Annotated in this window: 19 protein-coding genes; 10 read left to right on the top strand and 9 right to left on the bottom strand. The window is 72.0% G+C overall.

Going from position 1 to position 22,415, the window contains the following annotated elements:
• The first annotated feature begins 272 nt into the window (after positions 1-272).
• The 3 genes from galE (at position 273) to idi (ending at position 3,236) form a co-directional block, all read left to right on the top strand.
• Positions 273-1,244 (top strand): UDP-glucose 4-epimerase GalE, encoded by a 972-nt coding sequence (gene galE, locus QF034_RS35205; RefSeq protein ID WP_307178715.1) that lies wholly within the window; start codon positions 273-275, stop codon positions 1,242-1,244.
• Between the two features lie 157 nt (positions 1,245-1,401).
• On the top strand, positions 1,402-2,340 hold the full coding sequence (locus QF034_RS35200) for a cation diffusion facilitator family transporter (protein WP_307178714.1): 939 nt from the start codon (positions 1,402-1,404) through the stop codon (positions 2,338-2,340).
• A 302-nt stretch (positions 2,341-2,642) separates the two neighbouring features.
• Entirely contained in the window at positions 2,643-3,236 is a 594-nt protein-coding gene (gene idi / locus QF034_RS35195; RefSeq protein WP_307178713.1) for an isopentenyl-diphosphate Delta-isomerase, read from the top strand.
• A gap of 24 nt (positions 3,237-3,260) precedes the next feature.
• Here idi and QF034_RS35190 read toward each other — a convergent pair whose 3' ends face one another.
• Positions 3,261-3,767, bottom strand: a complete 507-nt coding sequence (locus tag QF034_RS35190; protein ID WP_307180053.1) for an ATP-binding protein — start codon at positions 3,765-3,767, stop codon at positions 3,261-3,263.
• A 218-nt stretch (positions 3,768-3,985) separates the two neighbouring features.
• Here QF034_RS35190 and QF034_RS35185 point away from each other — a divergent pair, with 218 nt between their 5' ends.
• Positions 3,986-4,735, top strand: coding sequence for an enoyl-CoA hydratase/isomerase family protein (locus QF034_RS35185; protein WP_307178712.1), 750 nt, complete (start codon positions 3,986-3,988; stop codon positions 4,733-4,735).
• Here the strand turns inward: QF034_RS35185 and QF034_RS35180 are convergent.
• On the bottom strand, positions 4,728-5,363 hold the full coding sequence (locus tag QF034_RS35180) for a DJ-1/PfpI family protein (RefSeq protein WP_307178711.1): 636 nt from the start codon (positions 5,361-5,363) through the stop codon (positions 4,728-4,730). The two genes, QF034_RS35185 and QF034_RS35180, sit on opposite strands and share 8 nt — an antisense overlap.
• A gap of 28 nt (positions 5,364-5,391) precedes the next feature.
• Positions 5,392-6,351: a GlxA family transcriptional regulator gene (locus tag QF034_RS35175; RefSeq protein WP_307178710.1), complete on the bottom strand. Its 960-nt coding sequence runs from the start codon at positions 6,349-6,351 to the stop codon at positions 5,392-5,394.
• Between the two features lie 114 nt (positions 6,352-6,465).
• Between QF034_RS35175 and QF034_RS35170 the strand changes: the two genes are divergently transcribed.
• The 4 genes from QF034_RS35170 (at position 6,466) to QF034_RS35155 (ending at position 10,764) form a co-directional block, all read left to right on the top strand.
• Entirely contained in the window at positions 6,466-7,335 is an 870-nt protein-coding gene (locus QF034_RS35170) for an SCO6745 family protein (RefSeq protein WP_307178709.1), read from the top strand.
• A gap of 114 nt (positions 7,336-7,449) precedes the next feature.
• Positions 7,450-7,581, top strand: coding sequence for an LPFR motif small protein (locus QF034_RS35165; RefSeq protein WP_010042827.1), 132 nt, complete (start codon positions 7,450-7,452; stop codon positions 7,579-7,581).
• A gap of 129 nt (positions 7,582-7,710) precedes the next feature.
• On the top strand, positions 7,711-10,095 hold the full coding sequence (locus tag QF034_RS35160) for a Tex family protein (RefSeq protein WP_307178708.1): 2,385 nt from the start codon (positions 7,711-7,713) through the stop codon (positions 10,093-10,095).
• Positions 10,096-10,206: 111 nt separating this feature from the next.
• Positions 10,207-10,764, top strand: coding sequence for a putative glycolipid-binding domain-containing protein (locus tag QF034_RS35155; RefSeq protein WP_307178707.1), 558 nt, complete (start codon positions 10,207-10,209; stop codon positions 10,762-10,764).
• On the opposite strand, the gene QF034_RS35150 is transcribed toward QF034_RS35155, so the two are convergent.
• Both QF034_RS35150 and QF034_RS35145 read right to left on the bottom strand, forming a co-directional pair.
• Positions 10,761-12,401: an ABC-F family ATP-binding cassette domain-containing protein gene (locus QF034_RS35150; RefSeq protein ID WP_307178706.1), complete on the bottom strand. Its 1,641-nt coding sequence runs from the start codon at positions 12,399-12,401 to the stop codon at positions 10,761-10,763. The genes QF034_RS35155 and QF034_RS35150 overlap by 4 nt on opposite strands.
• Before the next feature lie 24 nt (positions 12,402-12,425).
• Positions 12,426-13,448, bottom strand: coding sequence for an oxidoreductase (locus QF034_RS35145; RefSeq protein WP_307178705.1), 1,023 nt, complete (start codon positions 13,446-13,448; stop codon positions 12,426-12,428).
• Between the two features lie 66 nt (positions 13,449-13,514).
• On the opposite strand from QF034_RS35145, the gene QF034_RS35140 reads away from it, so the two are divergent.
• Complete coding sequence (locus QF034_RS35140; RefSeq protein ID WP_307178704.1) at positions 13,515-14,462, top strand: NAD(P)/FAD-dependent oxidoreductase; 948 nt, start codon at positions 13,515-13,517, stop codon at positions 14,460-14,462.
• 112 nt (positions 14,463-14,574) lie between these two features.
• Here the strand turns inward: QF034_RS35140 and QF034_RS35135 are convergent, their stop codons facing one another.
• From QF034_RS35135 to QF034_RS35125, 3 genes are all read right to left on the bottom strand, one after another.
• Positions 14,575-16,299, bottom strand: a complete 1,725-nt coding sequence (locus tag QF034_RS35135) for a BCCT family transporter (RefSeq protein WP_307178703.1) — start codon at positions 16,297-16,299, stop codon at positions 14,575-14,577.
• 81 nt (positions 16,300-16,380) lie between these two features.
• Entirely contained in the window at positions 16,381-17,667 is a 1,287-nt protein-coding gene (locus QF034_RS35130; protein ID WP_307178702.1) for a M14 family metallopeptidase, read from the bottom strand.
• Positions 17,664-19,619 carry a Xaa-Pro dipeptidyl-peptidase gene (locus QF034_RS35125; RefSeq protein ID WP_307178701.1) on the bottom strand — a complete coding sequence of 652 codons (1,956 nt, stop codon included), beginning with the start codon at positions 19,617-19,619 and terminating at the stop codon, positions 17,664-17,666. Before QF034_RS35125 ends, QF034_RS35130 begins: the two co-directional genes overlap by 4 nt.
• 201 nt (positions 19,620-19,820) lie before the next feature.
• Between QF034_RS35125 and QF034_RS35120 the strand changes: the two genes are divergently transcribed.
• Positions 19,821-21,335 carry a M1 family metallopeptidase gene (locus QF034_RS35120; protein WP_307178700.1) on the top strand — a complete coding sequence of 505 codons (1,515 nt, stop codon included), beginning with the start codon at positions 19,821-19,823 and terminating at the stop codon, positions 21,333-21,335.
• A 599-nt stretch (positions 21,336-21,934) separates the two neighbouring features.
• On the opposite strand, the gene QF034_RS35115 is transcribed toward QF034_RS35120, so the two are convergent.
• On the bottom strand, positions 21,935-22,414 hold the full coding sequence (locus QF034_RS35115) for a macro domain-containing protein (RefSeq protein WP_307178699.1): 480 nt from the start codon (positions 22,412-22,414) through the stop codon (positions 21,935-21,937).
• Position 22,415 lies beyond the last annotated feature (1 nt).

Raw genomic sequence — 22,415 nt, 5'->3', positions numbered from 1 at the left:
CACTCCCTGGGTACCGACGCGTCCGCGCCAGTGCTGTACATGGTGGGGGCGCCCGCGCCGGAAAGCTCCCGGGCGGCATGACGGCAGAGGCTATCGGATGCCGGGAGGGCCGCGTTCACCGCCTGTTCGGCGGATCGATCGACGTGGTTCGCACAGGCCTTTGCCGCGATCATCATCGTGGATCCGGGGCCCGCCCCACAAACCGCGCCCCCCAGACCGGACATCGAGGACATCGGGCAGGGTCCGGCCAGGGCCGCATAGGGTGGGCGACCATGACTTGGCTGATCACCGGCGGGGCCGGCTACATCGGGGCCCACGTGGCCAGGGCCATGAACGAGGCCGGGGAGCGGGTGCTCGCCCTGGACGACCTCTCGGCCGGGGTACCGGCGCGGCTGCCGGCGGACGTACCGCTCGTCGAGGGCTCGTCGCTCGACGGTGACCTGCTGAAACGGGTGTTCGCCGAGCACGGCGTGACGGGTGTGGTGCATCTCGCGGCGCGCAAGCAGGTCGCCGAGTCCGTCGCGCAGCCCACGCGGTACTACCGGGAGAACGTCGGCGGTCTGGTGACCCTTCTGGACGCGGTCGCCGGGGCCGGGATCGAGCGCTTCGTGTTCTCGTCGTCGGCGGCGGTGTACGGCGACCCGGGTGTGGACCTCATCACGGAGGACACGCCCTGCGCGCCGGTGAACCCGTACGGCGAGACCAAGCTCGCCGGGGAGTGGCTGGTGCGGGCGGCGGGCCGGGCGCACGGGATCTCCACGGTATGTCTGCGCTATTTCAACGTGGCGGGCGCGGCCGCGCCGGAACTGGCCGACACGGGCGTCTTCAACATCGTCCCGATGGTCTTCGACCGGCTGACGCGCGACGAGGCGCCCAGGATCTTCGGTGACGACTACCCCACCCCGGACGGCACCTGCGTCCGTGACTACATTCACGTCGCCGACCTGGCCGAGGCGCATCTCGCGGCGGCCCGGCGGCTCGGCGGCGAGGGTGTCACGGGCGATCTGACGGTCAACATCGGCCGGGGCGAGGGCGTCTCGGTGCGCGAACTCATCACGGTCATCGGTGAGGTCACCGGCGACCGCCGGCCACCGCTCGTCGAGGGCCGCCGCCCCGGGGACGCGCCCCGGGCGGTCGCCTCGGCATCCCGGGCGGCGGAGGAACTCGGCTGGACCGCGCGGCGCGGGGTGCGCGAGATGGCCGAGTCGGCCTGGCGCGGCTGGCTCCTGCACCACAGCTCCTGACCTCCTGAGGGCGCCCTGACCTGCGCATCGTTTCCGCAGGTCAGGGCACATGACAACGGTGTTCAGTGCCGCGTTGCGCATACCCCCTCCCCGTAGTTCACTGGGGTGCTCGGCGCGATCAGAGCGACAATCGGACGGACACCGGAGGGCGGCTTTCATGGGGGCTGGGCACGATCACGGGCACGCGCACGGCGCGGCGGCCGGCGGTACGGCGACCTCGGCGTACCGCGGCAGGCTGCGGGTCGCGCTGGCGATCACGCTCGGCATCGTGGTCGTCCAGATCGTCGGCGGGCTGCTCGCCGACTCGCTCGCGCTCGTCGCGGACTCGGCGCACATGGCGACGGACGCGCTGGGCCTGGGCATGGCGCTGCTCGCGATCCACTTCGCGAACCGGCCGCCCAGCGACCGGGCGACCTTCGGCTACGCCCGCGCCGAGATACTCGCCGCCCTGGCCAACTGCCTGCTGCTGCTCGGGGTCGGCGGGTACGTCCTGTACGAGTCGGTCCAGCGCTTCGTCACTCCGGCGGACACCGAGGGCCACCTCGCTGTCGTGTTCGGTGTCATCGGCCTGGTCGCGAACATGGTGTCGCTGGCGCTGCTGATGCGCGGCCAGAAAGAGAGCCTGAACGTCCGCGGCGCGTTCCTGGAGGTGGCGGCGGACGCCCTGGGTTCGGTCACGGTGATCGTCTCGTCCCTGGTGATCATGACCACCGGCTGGCAGGCCGCCGACCCCATCGCCTCGCTCGTCATCGCGCTGATGATCGTGCCGCGCACGGTGAAGCTGCTGCGCGAGACCCTGAACGTCCTGCTGGAGGCGGCGCCCAAGGGTGTCGACATGGCGGAGGTGCGGGCCCACATCCTGGCGACCGACGGGGTGGAGGACGTCCACGACCTGCACGCCTGGACGATCACCTCCGGCATGCCGGTGCTGTCGGCGCACGTCGTCGTCAGCTCGGACGTGCTGAGCGCGATCGGCCACGAGAAGATGCTCCACGAGCTCCAGGACTGTCTCGGCGGTCACTTCGACGTGGAGCACTGCACCTTCCAGCTGGAGCCGGGCGGGCACGCGGAGCACGAGGCGCGCCTCTGTCACTGACGCGCCCGCTTACGGGACTTCCGGGGCTGATGGAGCTGGTGGGGCGCGTTGTGCTGTGAGTGCGCCGGGGTACGCAGCCCTCCGGCGCGCGCCCGCGCCCTGGCTCTCACCGCACCCGCGGGGACGATTTTCGGCCCACCGCACCGGGCACGATCTCCTACTGGGTCCCTCTTCCGGTGTCCGAGCGGCGCCGTCCGCGCTCCGCGCCACCGCGCGGGACATGCGGGGCGCGTCGCGAAGTGCCGGGAGTGCCGGATTCGTACGGCAGACTTGGGGCGCGAAGACCGATGTGAAGGATGGGTATGCCGATCACACCTGCCACCGCGACGCACAACCCGTCGAACGGCACCGCAGACGCGATTTTGCTGGAACTGGTCGACGAGGACGGCGTGACGATCGGCACCGCGGAGAAGCTCGCCGCCCATCAGCCACCCGGGCAGTTGCACCGCGCGTTCTCCGTGTTCCTCTTCGACGAGTACGGCCGGCTGCTGCTCCAGCAGCGGGCGCTGGGCAAGTACCACTCCCCCGGCGTGTGGTCGAACACCTGCTGCGGCCACCCCTACCCCGGTGAGGCGCCCTTCGCGGCGGCGGCGCGGCGGACCTTCGAGGAACTCGGCGCCTCCCCGTCCCTGCTGGCCGAGGCGGGCACGGTCCGCTACAACCACCCGGACCCGGAGTCCGGTCTGGTGGAGCAGGAGTACAACCACCTCTTCGTCGGCATGGTGCAGGCGGTGCTGCGGCCGGATCCGGAGGAGGTGGCGTCGACGGCGTTCGTGACCCCGCCCGAGCTGGCGGAGCGGCACGCCAAGGACACCTTCTCGTCCTGGTTCATGACCGTCCTGGACGCAGCCCGGCCGGCGATCAGGGAGCTGACCGGCGCGTCGGCCGGATGGTGACGACGGCCCTGGCGGACCGGGTTGTCAGGGGAAGCGCACGGGTTTGAGCGGCAGGGTGGCCCAGATCACCTTGCCGCCGCTCGCGGTGTGGTCGACCTCGCAGACACCGCCGGCCTCGCGTGTGATCTCGCGCACCAGCAGCAGTCCGCGGCCGCCGGTCCGGCCGTGGTCGGTCTCCAGTGCGGTCGGCCGGTACGGGTGGTTGTCCTCCACGGACACGCGCAGCCACTCGGCGCCGACGGCCAGCTCGACGGCGATGGTCGGTGAGAGCACCGCCGCGTGCTTCACGGCGTTCGTCACCAGCTCCGAGACGATCAGCAGCAGCCCTTGGGCCAGGTCGTCCGAGGCCGGCACCCCCTGACGCAGCAGCAGGTCCCGTACGGCGTGCCGCGCCTGCGGCACCGAGGCGTCGACCGCCGGTGCGGTGAACCGCCAGACCCCTTCGTACGGCAGCGGATCCGCGGGCCCGGGGCCGAAGGGCGCCGCGCCGCCCTCTGGGCGTGGGCCGAACCCACGCCCGTCGTCGTCCATCGTCCGGTCGCCACCCTCACGCTCGATTGTCGCCACACCCCGAGTGTTGGTAACGATGCGCTCCCTACCCCAGGGCTGAACAGAAGTCAGCAACTATCGAGCACTTATGACCGTTGGCGTATGACACGGTCAGTTGTGGGACTGGTCCTGTCCCCGTTGTGCCGTCTCGGCGAACTATTCGGGTTGTACGGGTTTGGCATCCGGATAGCATCCGGCGCATGGAGCCGCAGTTGCTGTACAGCGTGACCGACTCGGTCGCGACGGTCGTCATCCATCATCCCGAGAAGCGCAACGCCATGACGGCCGGGATGTGGCGTTCCCTGCCGCCGCTGCTGGAGCGGCTCGCGGGTGATCCGGCCGTGCGGGCGCTGGTGCTCAGCGGCGAGGGCGGGACGTTCTGCGCCGGGGCCGACATCTCGACACTGCGGGGCTCGCCGGAGGAGGCGCAGCGGCTCGCCGTGGCGGCCGAGGAGGCGCTCGCCGCGTTCCCGAAGCCGACGCTGGCGGCGGTGCGCGGGCACTGCGTGGGCGGCGGGGCGCAGCTGGCGGCGGCCTGTGATCTGCGGTTCGCCGAGGAGGGGGCGCTGTTCGGGGTGACGCCGGCGAAGCTCGGCATCGTGTATCCGGCGTCCTCGACCCGGCGGCTGGTCTCCCTGGTCGGGCCGGCCACCGCCAAGTACCTGCTGTTCTCCGGCGAACTGATCGACGCGGAGCGGGCGCTGCGCACCGGGCTGGCCGACGAAGTGCTGCCCGACGGCGAACTGGGCAAGCGGGTCGCCGAGTTCACCCGGATCCTGACGTCGCGTTCGCAGCTGACGCAGGCCGCGGCCAAGGAGTTCGCGAACGGCCGCACGGACCGCGACGCCCACTGGGCCGCGCGGGCACGCGAGAGCGGCGACACCGCGGAGGGCGTCACCGCGTTCCTGGAGCGCAGGCAGCCGCGGTTCGGCTGGAGCGTGCCTACGTGAGGATGACGCCGGAGTGCGACCGGAGCAGTTCGACCACGTGCGCGGGGGCCTTCTCGGGTGATCCGGCGTCGTAGGGCGGCTGCGGGTCGTACTCGGCGGCGAGCTGGACGATCTGCGCGTGGGTGTCGCCCGCGATCCGGCCCAGCAGAGTCAGTCCCATGTCGATGCCGGCGGAGACGCCGGCCGCGGTGACGTACTTGCCGTCGGTGACGACCCGCTCCCCCGTCGGCTCGGCGCCGTGGCGCTTCAGCTCCTCCAGGGCCAGCCAGTGGGAGGTCGCGCGGCGGCCCCGGAGGAGTCCGGCGGCGGCGAGCAGCAGGGAGCCGGTGCACACGGACGTCGTCCAGGTGCTGCCGGCGTCGGCGGAGCGCAGCCAGGTGAGCAGGGGTCCGTCCGCCGCGAGCGGGAGCGGGCCCGGGCTGCCGGGGACCACGATGATGTCGGGGTTCGGTACGTCGGCCAGGGTCCGGTCGGCGACGAGGGCGAGGTTGCCGGATTCGTTCCGTACGGGGCCGGCTTCCTCGGCGACGAAGACGGTCTCCGCGTCCGGGAGCCGGCCGAGGGTCTCGTAGGGGCCCACGGCGTCGAGGGCGGTGAAGCGGTCGTAGAGGACGATGGCGATCTGCATGGGAACCTTCCGGTCGGTTTAGTGGGGGTCAGGACGTCGTCGCCGGGCGGAAGCGGCGGCGGTACTCCGCCGGGGGCGTGCCCAGAGCCTTGACGAAGGCGCGGCGCATGGCCTCGGGGGTGCCGTAGCCGCTGGTGCGGGAGATCTCCTCGATGCCGTCGGCGGTGTCCTCCAGCAGGCGGCGGGCGTGTTCGAGTCGGACCCGGTCCACGTAGCGGCCCGGCGTCATACCCGTCTCGGACCGGAAGGCGCGGGCGAAGTGGCGGGGCGACAGACGGGCGCGGGCGGCGAGGGCCTCGACGGAGAGGTCGGCGTCGGGGCGTTCGGTGATGAAGCGCTGGACCTCCCTCAGGGGCTCGCGGTGTGCGGTCTGGGCCGCGAGCTGGGCGCTGAACTGGGCCTGGTTCCCGGGCCGGCGCAGGAACACGACCAGGTGGCGGGCGATGGTGAGGGCGGCGTCCCGGCCCAGGTCCTCCTCCACCAGGGCGAGGGCGAGGTCGATGCCGGCGGTGACACCGGCCGAGGTGGCGATGTGTCCGTCGCGTACGTAGACGGGGTCGGGGTCGATCTCGACGGCCGGGTGGTCGCGGGCGAGCCGGTCGCAGTACGCCCAGTGGGTCGTGGCCCGGCGGCCGTCCAGCAGGCCGGCCGCGGCGAGCACGGACGCGCCGGTGCACACGGAGACCAGGCGGGCGGCGCGCGGCCCGTGCTCGCGCACCCAGTCGACCAGGCGCGGGTCGGGGCGCAGGCTGCCCGTGCCGCCGGGGACGAGGAGGATGTCCGGGTCGGGCGCGGTGGCCAGGGACACGTCGGGCACGAGGGTCAGACCGCTGGTGGTCCGTACGGGCGCCCCGTCCAGGGACGCCGTGTGGATCCGGTACGCGCCCGGCGAGAGCAGCTCCGCGCCCGCGAAGACCTCCACGGGCCCGGTGACGTCGAGGCTCTGCACTCCCTCGAAGAGGACGGCGAGAACGGTGCGCTGGGCCATGCCGTCGATTCTTCGCGGGCCCGGGGTGTGGCCGCAATGACGAAGTCCCCACCTTTTCTGCCATGAGGACTGCGGCCGTAGAGGGCATACCAAGCGGTTGGTAACCTCCCGGGCATGACGACTGCCGCCCTTGAGCCGCGCGCCGGCCGACGCTGCCACAACGTGCTCAACTCCCTGCACTCCACGCACTACTTCTCACCCGATGTGGGCCGGGAACTGCGTGCCGTCGGGGTCACCGATCCCCGCGCCGTGAACTTCGCCGTGCGCGCCGCCGCCCTCGGGCCGGTCGGGGCCGGGGCGGTGACCGCGGCCTTCTACAACTACAAGTACGAGCTGGTGGCCCGGCACGTGCCGGCGGTGTGGGAGACCGCGACACCCGGCCAGGTGCTGGCGGCACGCGCGCGTGCGGTCGACGCGACGCTGCGCCGGCTGCTGGGCGAAGAGGCCGTGGCGTCGGCCGGGATGGCCGAGGCCGCGCGGCTCGCGCTGCGCGCCGCGGAGGCCTGCTCGCGCGGGGCGCGGCCCCTGTACGCCGCCCATGCCGACCTGCCCGTCCCCGAGGAACCGCATCTCGCGTACTGGCATGCGGCGACCCTGCTGCGCGAGCACCGGGGCGACGGGCATCTGGCCGTGCTGATGTCCGCGGGGCTGGACGGGCTGGAGGCCATGGTGACCCACACGGCGACGGGCAAGGGCATGACACCGAAGTGGGTCTTCGGCACCCGCGGCTGGAGCCAGGAGGACTGGGACGCGGCGACGGGCCGGCTGCGTGAGCGCGGGCTGCTGGACGCGACCGGTGAGCTCACCGAGCGCGGTGTTGCCCTGCGCGAGGAGATCGAGCAGGAGACGGACCGCCTGGACCGGGCCCCGTACGAGCACCTGGGCGCGCAGGGGGTGGCGCGGCTGACCGAGCTGGGGGCGGGGTTCGCGCAGGCGGCGCTGAAGGCCGGGGCGTATCCGGCGGACCTGCTCGGCAAGCGCTGACGGGTGCTGCCCACGGTCCCGGGCAACTGTGCCGGGCCGTGACGCATGGTGAGGCTTTGGCGAGGTACCCGGTCTCTCCCGGCCGCTGCGGTCGGGAGAGGAAAGGGGAATTACGTGTTCCGTGCCATTGCAGACGTGCTGCGCCAGATCGGCGGCGCCATCGCCACCGTCGTCACGCTGCCCTTCCGGGCCCTGGCCCGGCTCTTCGGCGGCGCTTCGTCCTCGACCCGCAGCCGCAGGGTCTGAGCCTCGGGGTCGCAGCCGCGAGGTTCTGACAAGAACCGTCCCGACCTGCCGGGTGCCGCCCTGACCCCGAGTGTCGGTGTCACCTGCCACAATTGCCGCGCAACCTCAGTGGAGAAGGCGGTACGGGACGTGACGACACCCGGGTCCCTCGAAGTAGGGTCCATCGAAGGCAGGATCGCCGAGGAGCTCGGCGTACGGGAGCGGCAGGTCAGGGCTGCCGTGGAGCTGCTCGACAGCGGTTCTACGGTGCCCTTCATCGCCCGCTACCGCAAGGAAGCGACCGAGATGCTCGACGATGCGCAGCTGCGCACCGTCGAGGAGCGGCTGCGCTATCTGCGGGAGCTGGAGGAGCGGCGGACGGCGATCCTGGAGTCGGTGCGCGAGCAGGGCAAGCTCACCGAGGAACTGGAGGCGCGGATCCGGGGTGCCGAGACCAAGGCGCGCCTGGAGGACATCTACCTCCCGTACAAGCCCAAGCGGCGCACCAAGGCGCAGATCGCGCGCGAGGCCGGTCTCGAGCCGCTGGCGGAGGGGCTGCTCGGCGATCCGACCGTCGAGCCCCTCGCCGCGGCCGCCGCGTTCGTCGACGCCGACAAGGGCGTGGCCGATCCGCAGGCGGCCCTCGACGGCGCCCGGGCGATCCTCACCGAGCGGTTCTCGGAGGACGCCGACCTGATCGGCGAGCTGCGCGAGCGCATGTGGGTGCGCGGGCGGCTGGCCGCCAAGGTGCGGGACGGCAAGGAGGAGGCGGGCGCGAAGTTCGCCGACTACTTCGACTTCGCCGAGCCGTTCACGGAGCTCCCCTCGCACCGCATCCTGGCGATGCTGCGCGGCGAGAAGGAGGAGGTCCTCGACCTCGTCCTGGAGCCCGAGGAGCCGACCGACGGCCCCTCGTCGTACGAGGGGATGGTCGCGCACCGGTTCGGGATCGCCGATCGGGGCCGCCCGGGCGACAAATGGCTGCAGGACACGGTCCGCTGGGCGTGGCGCACCCGCATCCTCGTCCACCTCGGCATCGACCTCAGGCTGCGGCTGCGCACGGCCGCCGAGGACGAGGCCGTGCGGGTCTTCGCGGCGAACCTGCGCGACCTGCTGCTCGCCGCCCCGGCGGGCACGCGCGCGACGCTCGGGCTGGACCCCGGTTTCCGTACGGGTGTGAAGGTCGCCGTCGTCGACGCGACCGGCAAGGTCGTCGCCACGGACGTCATCCACCCGCACGTCCCGGCCAACCGGTGGGACGAGGCCATCGCCAAGCTGGCCCGGCTCGCGAAGGAGCACGCGGTCGAGCTGATCGCCATCGGCAACGGCACGGCCTCCCGCGAGACCGACAAGCTCGCCGGGGAACTGATCACCAAGCACCCGGAGCTGAAGCTCACGAAGGTGATGGTGTCCGAGGCCGGCGCGTCCGTGTACTCGGCGTCCGCCTTCGCCTCGCAGGAGCTGCCCGACATGGACGTGTCGCTGCGCGGCGCCGTGTCGATCGCCCGGCGGCTCCAGGACCCGCTGGCCGAGCTGGTGAAGATCGACCCGAAGTCGATCGGTGTCGGCCAGTACCAGCACGACCTGTCCGAGGTGAAGCTGTCGCGTTCGCTGGACGCGGTGGTGGAGGACTGTGTGAACGGCGTGGGCGTGGACGTCAACACGGCGTCGGCCCCGCTGCTCTCGCGGGTCTCCGGCATCACCTCCGGGCTCGCCGAGAACATCGTGGCGCACCGGGACGCCAACGGCCCGTTCAAGTCCCGCGGTGAGCTGAAGAAGGTGGCGCGGCTGGGCCCGAAGGCGTACGAGCAGTGCGCGGGCTTCCTGCGGATCCGCGGCGGTGACGACCCGCTGGACGCGTCCAGCGTGCACCCGGAGGCCTACCCGGTGGTCCGGCGCATGGTGAAGACCGCCGGGCAGGAGGTCGCGGGGCTCATCGGCAACACGGCGGTGCTGCGCTCGCTGAAGCCGCAGGACTTCGTGGACGAGACGTTCGGTCTGCCGACGGTCACGGACATCCTCAAGGAGCTGGAGAAGCCCGGCCGCGACCCGCGTCCGGCCTTCAAGACGGCCGCCTTCAAGGAGGGCGTGGAGAAGATCTCGGACCTCTCGTCCGGGATGGTCCTGGAGGGCGTCGTGACGAACGTCGCCGCGTTCGGCGCGTTCGTGGACGTCGGTGTCCACCAGGACGGTCTGGTGCACGTGTCCGCGATGTCGAAGACGTTCGTCAAGGATCCGCGGGACGTGGTGAAGCCCGGCGACATCGTCAAGGTGAAGGTCCTCGACGTCGACATCCCGCGCAAGCGGATCTCGCTGACGCTGCGCCTGGACGACGAGGCGGCACCGCAGGGGCAGGGCGGCTCCGGCGAGCGCCGGCAGCGCGGTGGGCGTCCGCCGCAGCAGCGGCAGGGCGGCGCCGCCGGGCGCCGTGGTGGCGGTGGCGGTTCTCGTCAGGCGCCGCCGCCTGCCAACGGGGCGATGGCTGACGCGCTGCGCCGGGCCGGTCTTGTCGACCCGGGGAAGGGGCGCCGCTGACGGCTCCGCCGGGGGCCGCGGGGAGCTGCGGGTTCGTTGTGGCTGGTCGCGCAGTTCCCCGCGCCCCTGAAAAGGGGCGCTTCGCGCCCTTTCAGTTTTAGAGTGGCCGGCATGTCTGCTGCGCGTGTCATCACCTGGGAAGTGTCCGCCAGCCGGGGGGTCGAGACCGCCTGGGTCGAGCTTGGGGACGGCGTGATGCAGGCACGCGGGCGGGTCGTCGGGACCGATCCGGAGCCGTACTGGGTCACATACGAACTCGACACCACCGAGGGCTTCGTGACCCGTCGGCTGCGGGTGACGGCCGAGTCCGCCGACGGCAGCCGCACGCTGGACCTGCGGCACGACGGCCGGGGCGGATGGACCGCGGACGGCGAGCCGCTGCCCGGCGTCGACGGCGCCCTCGACTGCGATCTGGGGCTGTGCCCGCTCACCAACACCATGCCGGTGCTCCGGCACGGGCTGCATCAGGCGCCCGGCGAACGGGAGTTCCTGATGGCCTGGGTGTCGGTGCCGGACCTGGCGGTGCGGCCGTCCCGCCAGACGTACACGCATCTCGGACCCGGGCGGGTCCGGTACGCCTCCGGTGACTTCCGCAGCGATCTGGAGTTCGACGAGGAGGGGTACGTCGTCGACTACCCCCAGCTGGCCCGCCGCCTGACGGCCCGTTAGCGCTCGGTCACCTTGCCGTCCGCCACCTCGATGCGGCGGGTGACGCGCACGGCGTCGAGCATGCGGCGGTCGTGGGTGACCAGCAGGAGGGTGCCCTCGTAGGAGTCGAGCGCGGACTCCAACTGCTCGATGGCGGGCAGGTCGAGGTGGTTGGTCGGCTCGTCGAGGACCAGGAGGTTGACGCCGCGGCCCTGGAGCAGCGCCAGGGCCGCTCGGGTGCGCTCGCCCGGGGAGAGGGTCGCCGCGGGGCGCAGGACGTGGTGCGACTTGAGGCCGAACTTGGCCAGGAGGGTGCGTACCTCGGCCGGTTCGGTGTCCGGGACGGCCGCGCGGAAGGCGTCCATCAAGGGCTCCTGGCCGTGGAACAGCTTCCGGGCCTGGTCGACCTCGCCGAGCAGGACGCCCGAGCCGAGGGCCGCGTGCCCGGCGTCGAGCGGGACGCGGCCGAGCAGGGCGGCGAGCAGGGTGGACTTGCCGGCGCCGTTCGCGCCCGTCACCGCCACCCGGTCCGCCCAGTCGATCTGGAGGGACACCGGGCCGAGGACGAAGCCGCCGCGGCGCACCTCGGCGTCCCGCAGGGTCGCGACGACGGCGCCCGAGCGCGGGGCCGACGCGATCTCCATGCGCAGTTCCCACTCCTTGCGGGGCTCCTCGACGACGTCCAGCCGCTCGATCATGCGCTGGGTCTGCCGCGCCTTCGCGGCCTGTTTCTCGCTGGCCTCGCTGCGGAACTTGCGGCCGATCTTGTCGTTGTCGTTGCCCGCCTTGCGGCGCGCGTTCTTCACGCCCTTGTCCATCCAGGAGCGCTGCGTCTGCGCGCGGTCCTGGAGGGCCGCCTTCTTGTCGGCGTACTCCTCGAACTCGTCGCGGGCGTGCCGGCGCGCGACCTCCCGCTCCTCCAGATAGGCCTCGTAGCCACCGCCGTAGAGGTTGATCTGCCGCTGGGCGAGGTCGAGTTCGAGGACCTTGGTGACCGTGCGGGTGAGGAACTCGCGGTCGTGGCTGACGACCACCGTCCCGGCGCGCAGGCCGCTCACGAAGCGTTCGAGGCGCTCCAGGCCGTCCAGGTCGAGGTCGTTGGTGGGCTCGTCGAGGAGGAAGACGTCGTAGCGGGACAGGAGCAGGGAAGCGAGGCCGGCGCGGGCGGCCTGGCCGCCGGACAGCGACGTCATCAGCTGGTCCAGATCGACCGCGAGACCCAGGGAGTCGGCGACCTCCTCGGCGCGTTCGTCGAGGTCGGCGCCGCCGAGTCCGAGCCAGCGCTCCAGGCTCGTGGCGTAGGCGTCGTCGGCGCCGGGCGCCCCGTCGACCAGGGCCTGGGTCGCCTCGTCCATGAGCCGCTGGGCCTCGGCGACGCCGGTGCGGCGGGACAGGAACGCCCGTACGGTCTCGCCGGGGCGGCGGTCCGGCTCCTGCGGCAGGTGGCCGACGGTGGCGGCCGGCGGGGACAGGCGCAGCTCGCCCTGCTCGGGGGTGGTGAGTCCGGCGAGCATCCTGAGCAGGGTGGACTTGCCGGCGCCGTTGGCTCCGACCAGGCCGATCACGTCGCCGGGCGCGACGACGAGGTCGAGTCCGGTGAACAGGGAGCGGTCGCCGTGGCCGGCGGCGAGGTTCTTGGCGACGAGGGTGGCAGTCATCAGAGTGCAGATCCTAATGGGCCCTCAGTGGGTGACGGCCGTCACCAGGACACCTCCGGACGTGCGCGCCACGACGAAGGACGGTCCCTTGACCGCCTTGGCGTCGAGAGCGATGCGGTGGCGGCCCGGTTCCAGGACGCCGTCGAAGATCTCGTGGGTGCGGGTGCGGGAGAACCGGTCGAGGCGGTACGCGGCGAGGGTGACCCGGCAGGCGGAGGTGATCTCGATGTCGGCTTCGCCATCGGTGACGGCCAGGCCGGTGAGGCGGCGCTGCTCCAGCGGGCTGCGGTCCAGGGCGTGTTCGATCTGCGCGACGAGGAGGGGGACGATCGGGGCGAGACCGTCGACGCGGGCGACGGGGACCTCGGCGCGTTCGAAGGCGCGGCGGACGGCGGCACGTTGCTGCTCGCCGGTCCCGGGCGCGAAGGCGACGGCGCCGTAGGCGCGCAGTTCGTCGGCGGGCACGTGGTCGGCGTCGTGGGCGATGTCGGCGCCGACGCCGATGGTGCGGAGCGCCGCGGCGAGCTTGGCCAGGACGGCGACGCGGGCGCCGATCAGCAGGACGCGGCGGCGGGGGTCCGGGGCGGAGCCGCCCAGCAGGGCGCTCAGCGCGGCGCGGTACTCGGCGCCGCGGAAGCGGAACGGGCCGATGCCGTGGTAGCCGTTGAGCTCCAGGTCGGCGTGTTCGTCGGTCTGCCAGGCGAAGTCCCGCCAGATGACGTCCTCGCCGTCCGGCTGGATGACGGCGGTGACGGCGCCGCAGGCCAGGTCCTCGCACTCGGGGCACCCATAGACGACGTAGCGGCCGCCGGGCAGCGGTGCCGGGCTCTCCAGGAGCAGGCTGCGGACCTGCGCGGTGAAGATCGCGGGTGGTACGTCGGAGGCGAGCGGGGAGACCGCGTCGAGGTCGGAGAGCCGGAACAGCAGCGGGCGTCCGTCGACGATGAAGTCCACGAAGTCCCGGTGGACCTGGTAACCACCGTCGGTGAGGACTCCGCCGGCCCGCATCGCGGGTGCCAGGCCGAAGGTCGTGTACTCGGCACACATACGGTGAGTATTCCCACACCGGGCGTGATGTGAGCACGGCATGGCACATTCCGCTACGGTCCGGGCATGGCTGGTGAGCGCGGTGACGAGATCGTGGTGGTCGGTGGCGGGGTGGTCGGGCTGACGACCGCGGTGGTTCTCGCCGAGCGGGGGCGGCGGGTACGGGTGTGGACGCGGGACCGCGTCGAGGGGACCACCTCGGCGGTTGCGGGGGCGTTGTGGTGGCCGTACCGGATCGAGCCGCTCGCGCTGGCGCGGGTGTGGGCGCTGCGGTCGCTGGAGGTGTACGAGGAGCTGGCCGCCGGGTCCGGGGCGGGCGGCGTGCGCCTGGTCGACGGGGTACTGGGCGAGACGCGTCTCGACGAGGTCGACGGGTGGCTGACGGAGCGGGTGCCGGAGCTGCGGGCGACCACGGCCGCGGAGTACGCGGGGGCGGGGGTCCGGGCGCGGTTGCCGCTCATCGACATGCCGGTTCATCTGCCCTGGCTGCGGGAGCGGTTGGCGGCGGCGGGCGGTGTGGTCGAGGCTCGTACGGTGTCCGGGCTCGCGGAGGCCGACGCGCCGGTCGTGGTCAACTGCACGGGGCTCGCCGCGCGGGAGCTGGTGCCGGATCCGTCCGTGCGGCCCGTGCGCGGGCAGTTGGTCGTCGTGGAGAACCCGGGGATCGACACCTGGCTGGTCTCCACCGACGCGGCCGGCGAGTACGCGTACATGTTCCCGCAGCCGGGCGGGCTCGTCCTCGGCGGTACGGCGGAGGAGGACGCGTGGTCGCTGGAGCCGGACCCCGCGACGGCCGAGGCGATCATCCGCCGCTGCGCGGCGCTGCGGCCGGAGATCGCCGGGGCTCGGGTACTGGAACACCGGGTGGGACTGCGCCCCACCCGCCCGGCCGTCCGCCTGGAGCGCGACACCCTGCCGGACGGCCGCCTGTTGATCCACAACTACGGCCACGGCGGCGCGGGCGTGACCGTGGCCTGGGGATGTGCGGAGGAGGCGGCCCGGCTGGTCGGCTAGGGGGTGTCTGGAAAGTCCTGTGCGGTGCCCGCGGTGTAGGGGCTGTCCGACCCTGACGCCCCCGGCCGATGGCGGCCGGGGGCGTCAGGCTGAACCGGAGGGGGCGGCCGGGTCAGTGCTTGCCGATGGGGTCGCCCTCGACGTCCGGGCCGCGGCCCGGGCCGACGCGGAACTCGAACTCGCCGTCGTACTTCTTGTGGCCTTCGATGACGGCCTGTTCCACCGCCTCGGAGCCCATCTGTTCGCGCACCATCACCGGGTCGCGGCGCAGGTCGCGCATGAGGGCCACGCACATGAAGACCATCACGACGACGAATGGCGCCGCCGCGAGGATCGTGAGGTTCTGCAGGCCCGTCAGCGCGTCGCCCTGGCCGCTGCCGACCAGGAGCATGATCGCGGCCACCGCGCCGGTGACGACGCCCCAGAACACCACGACCAGACGGCCCGGTTCGAGCGCGCCCTTCTGCGACAGGGTGCCCATGACGATCGACGCCGCGTCGGCGCCCGACACGAAGAAGATGCCGACGAGGATCATCACGAGCAGGCTCGTGGCGGTGGCCCACGGGAACTGCTGGAGCACGTCGAAGAGCTGGCCCTCCGGGGTCGCCTCCTTGCCGAGCCTGCCCTGCTCCTGCATCTTCATCGCCGAGCCGCCGAAGACCGCGAACCAGATCAGGCTGACCGTGCTGGGCACGAGGATGACACCGCCGACGAACTGCCGGATCGTGCGGCCCCGGCTGATGCGGGCGATGAACATGCCCACGAACGGCGTCCAGGAGATCCACCACGCCCAGTAGAAGACGGTCCAGCTGGACAGCCAGTCCGCGACACCCTCCCCGCCGCTGGCCTCCGTACGGCCGGCCAGCTGGGGCAGGTCGCCGAGGTAGGCGAACACGGACGTGGGCAGCAGGTCCAGGACGATGATCGTCGGACCCGCCACGAACACGAACACGGCGAGCACCAGCGCCAGCACCATGTTCGTGTTGGACAGCCACTGGATGCCCTTCTCCACACCCGAGATCGCGGACGCGACGAAGGCCAGGGTCAGCACCGCGATGATGGCGACGAGCAGCCCGGTGCTCACCTTGTCCATCCAGTTCAGCTCCTGCACACCGGAGCCGATCTGGAGCGCGCCGAGGCCCAGCGAGGCGGCAGAGCCGAAGACGGTCGCGATGATCGCGAGAACGTCGATGGCCCGGCCGATGCCGCCGTTGGCGTTCTTCGTGCCGATCAGCGGTGTGAACACGGCACTGATGGTCTGGCGGCGCCGCCTGCGGAAGGTGCTGTAGGCGATGGCGAGGCCCACCACGGCGTAGATCGCCCACGGGTGGAGCGTCCAGTGGAACAGGGTGGTGGCCATGGCCGTCTCCATGCGCTCACCGGAGTCGGCCGGGTCGGTGCCCGGCGGGGCCGTCGAGTAGTGCGACAACGGCTCGCTCACGCCGTAGAACATCAGGCCGATGCCCATGCCGGCGCTGAACATCATCGCGACCCAGGACACCGTGCGGAACTCGGGCTCCTCGCCCTCGGCCCCGAGGTGGATACGGCCGTAGCGGCTGGCCGCGAGCCAGAGGGCGAACACGACGAAGGCGGAGGCGGCGAGCATGAACGCCCAGCCGCCGTTGTGCATCAGCCCGCCGAGCATGCTGGTGGAGACGTCTTCGAGCGAGTCGGTCGCCGCAGCTCCCCAGACCACGAAGGCGAGGGTGAGCACGGCCGTGACCCCGAAGACAATGCGGTCGGTTCTGGGGCGTTCCTGACCGGGGAGGCCCGCTTCCGAACCCGGAAGCGCGGCCCCTTCTTGGTGATCGCTCTCACTTGGTCGGTCGTGCGTCACAGGCGGCACCTTTCATCGGAACGTAGGAGGAACGTAAGTCCTCCGTACGCCCCTACCACGTGTGGCGTAATTTCACCCCCCTCAACATTGCGCTTCCGGTTCTCCTGCCGTCAGGTGGTACGTTCCGCGCTCGTCGAGCAGCAGTGGCACGAGCGCCCGCAGAGGCTGGCGCAGCGGTACGAACGCGCCGTGCGCGTCCCGGCGTACGCGCACTCCGTGCAGCGCGAGTTCGTCTCCCACCTCGGCGTACTGCGCGGCCGTGAGCCGGTAGCCGCAGGGCGGGTTCTGGATCACCTCGGCCGGTTCGGGCGCGTCGTTGTCCGCGCCACCCAGGTAGACGGGGCCGGAGGTGGCGTAGCCCGCGAGCCGGGCCCTGCCCGTCGCCGCCTCGACCGCACCGCGCCGCTGGTCGGTGTATCCGAACAGGCCCTTGAGCCCGTCCAGTTGAGAGGTGACGCGGCGGCGGTTGTTCAGCGCCTCGTCCGCCTTCTCGGCCTCGGTGAGCGGGTCCACGCGGCTCTCGATGAGCAGTCCGATGCCATGTTTGATGCCGGACATGTTGCGCAAAATGCGCTCCTGTCCGTCTCCGGCGACCTGCTTCACCGGCTCACCGGTCTCCGGGTCGGTCCAGATGCCGTAGGTGCCGGTCGAGTGTCCGGCCCGCTGGGCCGCGGGGCGGACGTACTTCTCGGAGAGGGTCTTCGCCTCGTCGTGGACCGCCTCGTGGGTGTTGAGGTTGCGCGGCCACAGGTCGAAGAGGTCCTTGTCGTAGTACGGGGGTGTGGCGCCGTACTCGTGCAGGTCGTAGACGAGGTCGGGGCCCTGGTCGCGGACGAGCCCGGCCAGCGCCCGGCCTTCGGCGGTCCGGAGCGCGAGGTGGTCGCGGTTGATGTCGACGCCGTCGCTGTTGCCCCGCGTGTCGGCGGCCCGGCCGTCGGGGTTGGCGGTGGGCACGACGAGGACCGTGGTGCGGTCCAGGAAGCGCCGGGTGCGGCTGTCACGGGCGTACGCGAGGTCGCGGACGGTGGTCAGACAGGCCTCACGGCCGGAGGGTTCGTCGCCGTGCTGGCTGCACACGAGCAGGACCTTGTTGGGGGTCGGACGGGTGCCGATCCGTACGAGTTGCAGCGGGCGGCCCTGCTTCGTCGTGCCGAAGCGGGTCATGGAGACGCGGCTGCTCGACCGGTCGACGGTGTTGAGGAAGTCCTGTTCCTCGGGCTGGGTGGTCCAGCGGGCGCCGTTCGTCTGCTCGAAGCCGGTGCGGGGCGGGGAGTCGGTGGCGGCCCGGGCCGGGACGGCGACCAGGGACGCGGCGACGGCCGCGGCGGTCAGGGTCAGGGCACGGACTCGGGTCGTGGCGCGGGTCACTGGCTTCCCTCCGGGACGCGGTGGGCGGTACGCGGATCCCGTACGCCGTCCAGGAGCGTGGCGTCGGGCGTGGCGGACGCGGCGCCCGTGGTGGCGCGGGCGAAGGCGGTGGCTCCGCCGACGAACGGGACGCGCGCCGAGGTGCGGGACAGGTCGAGGATCAGCCTGGGCTTGTCCGCGGGAGGGTCGGTGAGGTCCTTGTCGGTGCCCGCGACGATCAGCGCCAGGCGGTGGCCTTCGGGGACGACGTGGTCGGTCGCGGCCAGGTCGAGGGTGATCGTGTACCGCTTGCCCGGGGTGAGCGGAGCGCCCTTCTGGTCGGAGGCGTGGTTGCCGAGGTCGGCCCAACCGCGGCTGACGATCGTGTAGTCCACGTCGGCGGTCTTGGCCTTCGTCTCCTTGAAGCAGGAGCTGTCGCCGGCGGTGCTCGCGCCCCAGCAGGTGCGGTCGGTGAGGGTGGTGATGCCCTCGCCCGCGTCGGCGTAGTCGCGGATGGTGGCGGGGCCGATGTCCACGAGGACGGCGGAGAGGTGGGCCGTCGGGGTGGAGGGTGTCGCGGTGACGGCGACCTCGGAGGAGCCGGACAGACGCAGGTCGCGGCTGAGCGGCCGGGTGACGAAACCGGCCTTCTCCGGTGTCGACTTGTCGATCTGCGCGGCCCAGTCGGTCTCGCTCAGCTCCGGGTCGTCCGTGAAGGTCTCGGTGCCGCGGCCGCGGTGCAGGCCGAGGGTGCCGACGCCGGCCTGGGCGCCCCGGCCGGGGCGCAGGGTGGCGGCGCGGGTGCCGCTCGGCGGCCAGGTGCTGGAGGTGGTCCACTGGTCGGGCGCGCGTTCGATGTCGGCCACGGGTTCGCGGTCGATGCCGTTGTCGTAGCCCATGAGTTCGTGGTCGAACCAGCGGTGCAGCGTCTCGACCCAGGCACCACGGCGGAAGTCGAAGGGGTCGACGTGGCCCGTCTGGGACAGCCAGATCTTGCGCTCCACGCCGTTCTTCGCGAGGGCGTCCCACCACTGGCCGACGTGCTTCATACGCACGTTGAGGTCCTGCATGCCGTGCACGAGGAAGACGCTGGCCTTGACCTTCCGTGCGGCCCTGACGTAGTCGCGCTCGGTCCACAGCGAGGTCCAGTCGCCGGTGCGCGGGGCTCCGTCGACGAGCCTGCGCTGCACGGCGGCGCACTTGGCGCGGGCGTCGGGGCTGTCGACGTAGTCCGACAGCCATTCGGGGCCGGAGTCGTACAGCGGGGCGCCCTGCTGGAAGTAGTAGTCGTACCAGGAGGAGATGGCGCTGATCGGGACGATGGTCTTCAGTCCCTCGACACCGGTCGCGGCGACGCCGTTGGCGATGGTGCCGTCCCAGCTCTTGCCGATCATGCCGGTGCGGCCGTTGGTCCAGGCGGCCTTGGCGCGGGTCGTGCCCGTGCGGGTGGTGTAGGCCTTGGCGCGGCCGTTGAGCCAGTCGACGACGGCCTTCGCGGACTGGATGTCGGAGCGGCCGCCGACGTCGACGCAACCGTCGGAGCGATTGGTTCCGGCCAGGTCGACGCCGACGAAGGCGTAGCCGCGCGGCACGAAGTAGTTGTCGTAGAACAGCGGCATCTGTACGACGTCGCCGTTCGCGTCGTACGTCTTCTTCTGGCTCTCGTTGCCGCGCCCGCAGCAGGAGTAGTACGGGCTGGCGTCCATGATGACGGGGACCTTGCGGCCCTGCCGGGCGGGTTCGCGGGGGCGGACGATGTCCACGGCGACCCGGTCGGCCTTCCCGTCACGGTCGCCGTCGAGTCCGGTGTCCACCCAGACGGCCTCGCGGATGGCGTTCTCGTACGAGTGGACGGGCCGGCTCTCCCCCGGGGCGGCTTCTGCCGCGGCCGGGGTGAGCAGTGTGGCCATCAGGGCGGCCGTGGCCACCGTCGCGAGCGGTCTCCAGGTCGTGAAGCGCGTGCGTTTCGGCATGCGGCGGACGCTACATCGGTGAAGTCCTGTTCAGAAGGGGGCAACTGACGGACCGGCGTGTCCGGGACGGACCCTTGGGTCGGGTGTCTCATGTCGGCCGAATGGCGATCGTGTGACATCAGGGGCCATGGACATGATCAGGGGCACCGGGAGCCAATAGGCTCCGGACAGACTTCGGGACCCTACGACTTGGAGTTTTTCGTGCACCGCAGAATCATCGCGCCGGGAGCCCTCGCCGCGGCCGTTCTCCTGCTGGCGATCCCGGCATCGGCCGCGCCCCACTCCCCCGGCGCACCGGGTATCGGTGACCCCTACTACCCGGCCTACGGCAACGGCGGATACGACGTCTCCCACTACGACCTCAGGCTGAAGTACCAGCCGGCCACGGACGAACTCGAGGGCACGGCGACCCTCGTGGCCCGCACCACACAGGACCTGTCCAGCTTCAACCTGGACTTCCTGCTGGACGTCGGCGAGGTGCGGGTCAACGGCGCGAAGGCGTCGCTGCGGACGTCGGGCGAGCACGAGCTGGAGATCACGCCGAGGACCCCGCTGGCCAAGGGCACACCCGTCACCGTCGTCGTGCGCTACCGCGGCGTGCCGTCGTCGAAGAAGGCGTACGGCTTCACCAGCTGGCACCGCACACCGGACGGGGGCGTCGCGGCGAACGAGCCCGAGGCGGCGGCCTGGTGGTTCCCGAGCAACGACCACCCGCTCGACAAGGCCACCTACGACGTGTCCGTGCAGGTCCCGGACGGCACGCAGGCCATCTCCAACGGCACGCTCCAGTCGAAGAGTTCGCGCCTGGGCTGGACCCGCTGGAACTGGCGCTCCGACAAGCCGCAGACCACGTACCTCGCCACGCTCGCGGTCGGGAAGTTCGACATCACGACCGGCACGACCGAGAGCGGCATCCCGGTCCTCAACGCCTACAGCGAGGACCTGGGCGAACACGCCGGCGCGGCGCGGGCGAGCATCGAACGGACCGGGGAGGTCGCCGACTGGCTGTCCGGCTACTTCGGGCCGTACCCCTACAGCGCGCTCGGCGGATACGTGCCGAACACCACCACCGGTTACGCGCTGGAGACCCAGACCCGGCCGTACTACAGCCCGCGGCAGTTCGCGAACGGGTCGAACGTCTCCCTCGTCGTCCATGAGCTGGCGCACCAGTGGTACGGGGACGACGTGTCGCTCAAGCGCTGGAAGGACATCTGGATCAACGAGGGCTTCGCGCGGTACGCGCAGTGGCTGTGGTCCGAGCACGAGGGCGAGGGCACGGCGCAGGAACTCGCCGACTACGTGTACGCCTCGCACCCCGCCGACGACCCGTTCTGGACGGTGAAGCCCGGGGATCCGGGGCCGGAGAACCAGTTCGACATCGCGGTGTACGACCGGGGCGCGCTGGCCGTCCAGGCGCTGCGCAACGAGATCGGTGACGAGGCGTTCTTCGCGGTCCTCCAGGGCTGGCCGCGGAAGTACGCCCACGGCAACGCGTCGGTCGCCGACTTCCAGCGGTACGCCGAGGAGGTGTCGGGCAAGCCCCTGGCCGCCCTGTTCGACACGTGGCTGTACCAGCCGTCGAAGCCGGGGGTGCCGGCGGCCCGGGCCGCGGCGGTGGCGAAGGGGGCGGGGGCTGTGCCGCAGCCGAGGTCGTGGAAGAAGATCGGGGCGACGAACGGGGTGCACGAGCACGCGGGCGCGGAGCACGGGCGCTGAGGTGCGTTGTCACGCTTGGCTGCGGGCAGTCGTGCCTCCCCCAGTGCCTTGAGGGCCTGGGAGGTACCCCCAGGGCGGCACGGGTGGGCGCAGCGGTACCTCGTCGCGCCGAGGTGCGCAACGCCCGCCCAGTCGCGCAGGCACCTGGCCTGCTGAACGCCGTCCCTCGGTCTGCGGTGGGGCGGTACCGGCGGGCCGCGTCGAACCACCCCGTACAGCCCGGAGCCGGACCCGGACACCGGCGTCCTGAAACCCCGGCGGCATCGCCGCGTACTCCACCGCACTGGCCGACACCGTCGGCGGTGTCCTCGACGACGGCCGGTTCCCCGTCGTGCTCGGCGGCGATGGCCTCCATGGAACTCGCCCTCGCCACCGGGCGCGGCCCGCGCGTGCCGGCCGGCCTGGAGGGCCGGGGCCCGCTGGTGCGGGACGGGGACGTCGTCGCGCTGGGGTTCCGGGACGCGGAGGAGTCCGCGGCGTACGGCATGCAGCCACTGCCCTCCGCGCTGCACGCACTGGAGCTGGACACCGTGCGCGCCCTGGGAGCGGGCGAGGCGGCCATCGTTCGACAGGGACGGCCCGGACTGAGACGGGGCCGGTCAGTCCCCGTGGTCGTACACCGTCACCGGTATCCCCCGCCGTATGAGCCGCTCCTCGATCAGCGGTTCGACCCGCGACCACTTGCCGCCGGCGAGGCCGCAGCCGATCCGGGGCATGTGGACGGTCGCGCCCAGTTCACCGGCCCGCGCGGCCAGGGCCTCCAGCGCCGTGTCGATCGCCTCGTAGCGGACGGGGACGCCCTTGCTGCCGGTCTTGGTGCCGCGCTGGCCGATCATGTTGGCCACCCACACGTGCCGCTCGACCTGCACGAACTGCACCGCGCCGAGCCCGAAGTCGTTCCCCGCGCGGCCCCGGTGCCAGGCCCGGTACGCCGCCTCCGGCTCGGGCCAGCGGCGCGATATCGCCAGGACGAAGCCCTTGCCCCAGCCCCCGATGTCGTTGCAGACATGGGCGATGACCTTGACGCCCTTCACCGACGGAACGGTGGCGTCACCCCGGACGTACGTGATCCCCGACATG

Origin of the sequence: Streptomyces africanus, assembly GCF_030816955.1 — a bacterium.
Classification (GTDB): domain Bacteria; phylum Actinomycetota; class Actinomycetes; order Streptomycetales; family Streptomycetaceae; genus Streptomyces; species Streptomyces africanus.
Note: the sequence above shows the minus strand (reverse complement) of the source record. Positions and strands in the feature narration are given on the sequence as shown.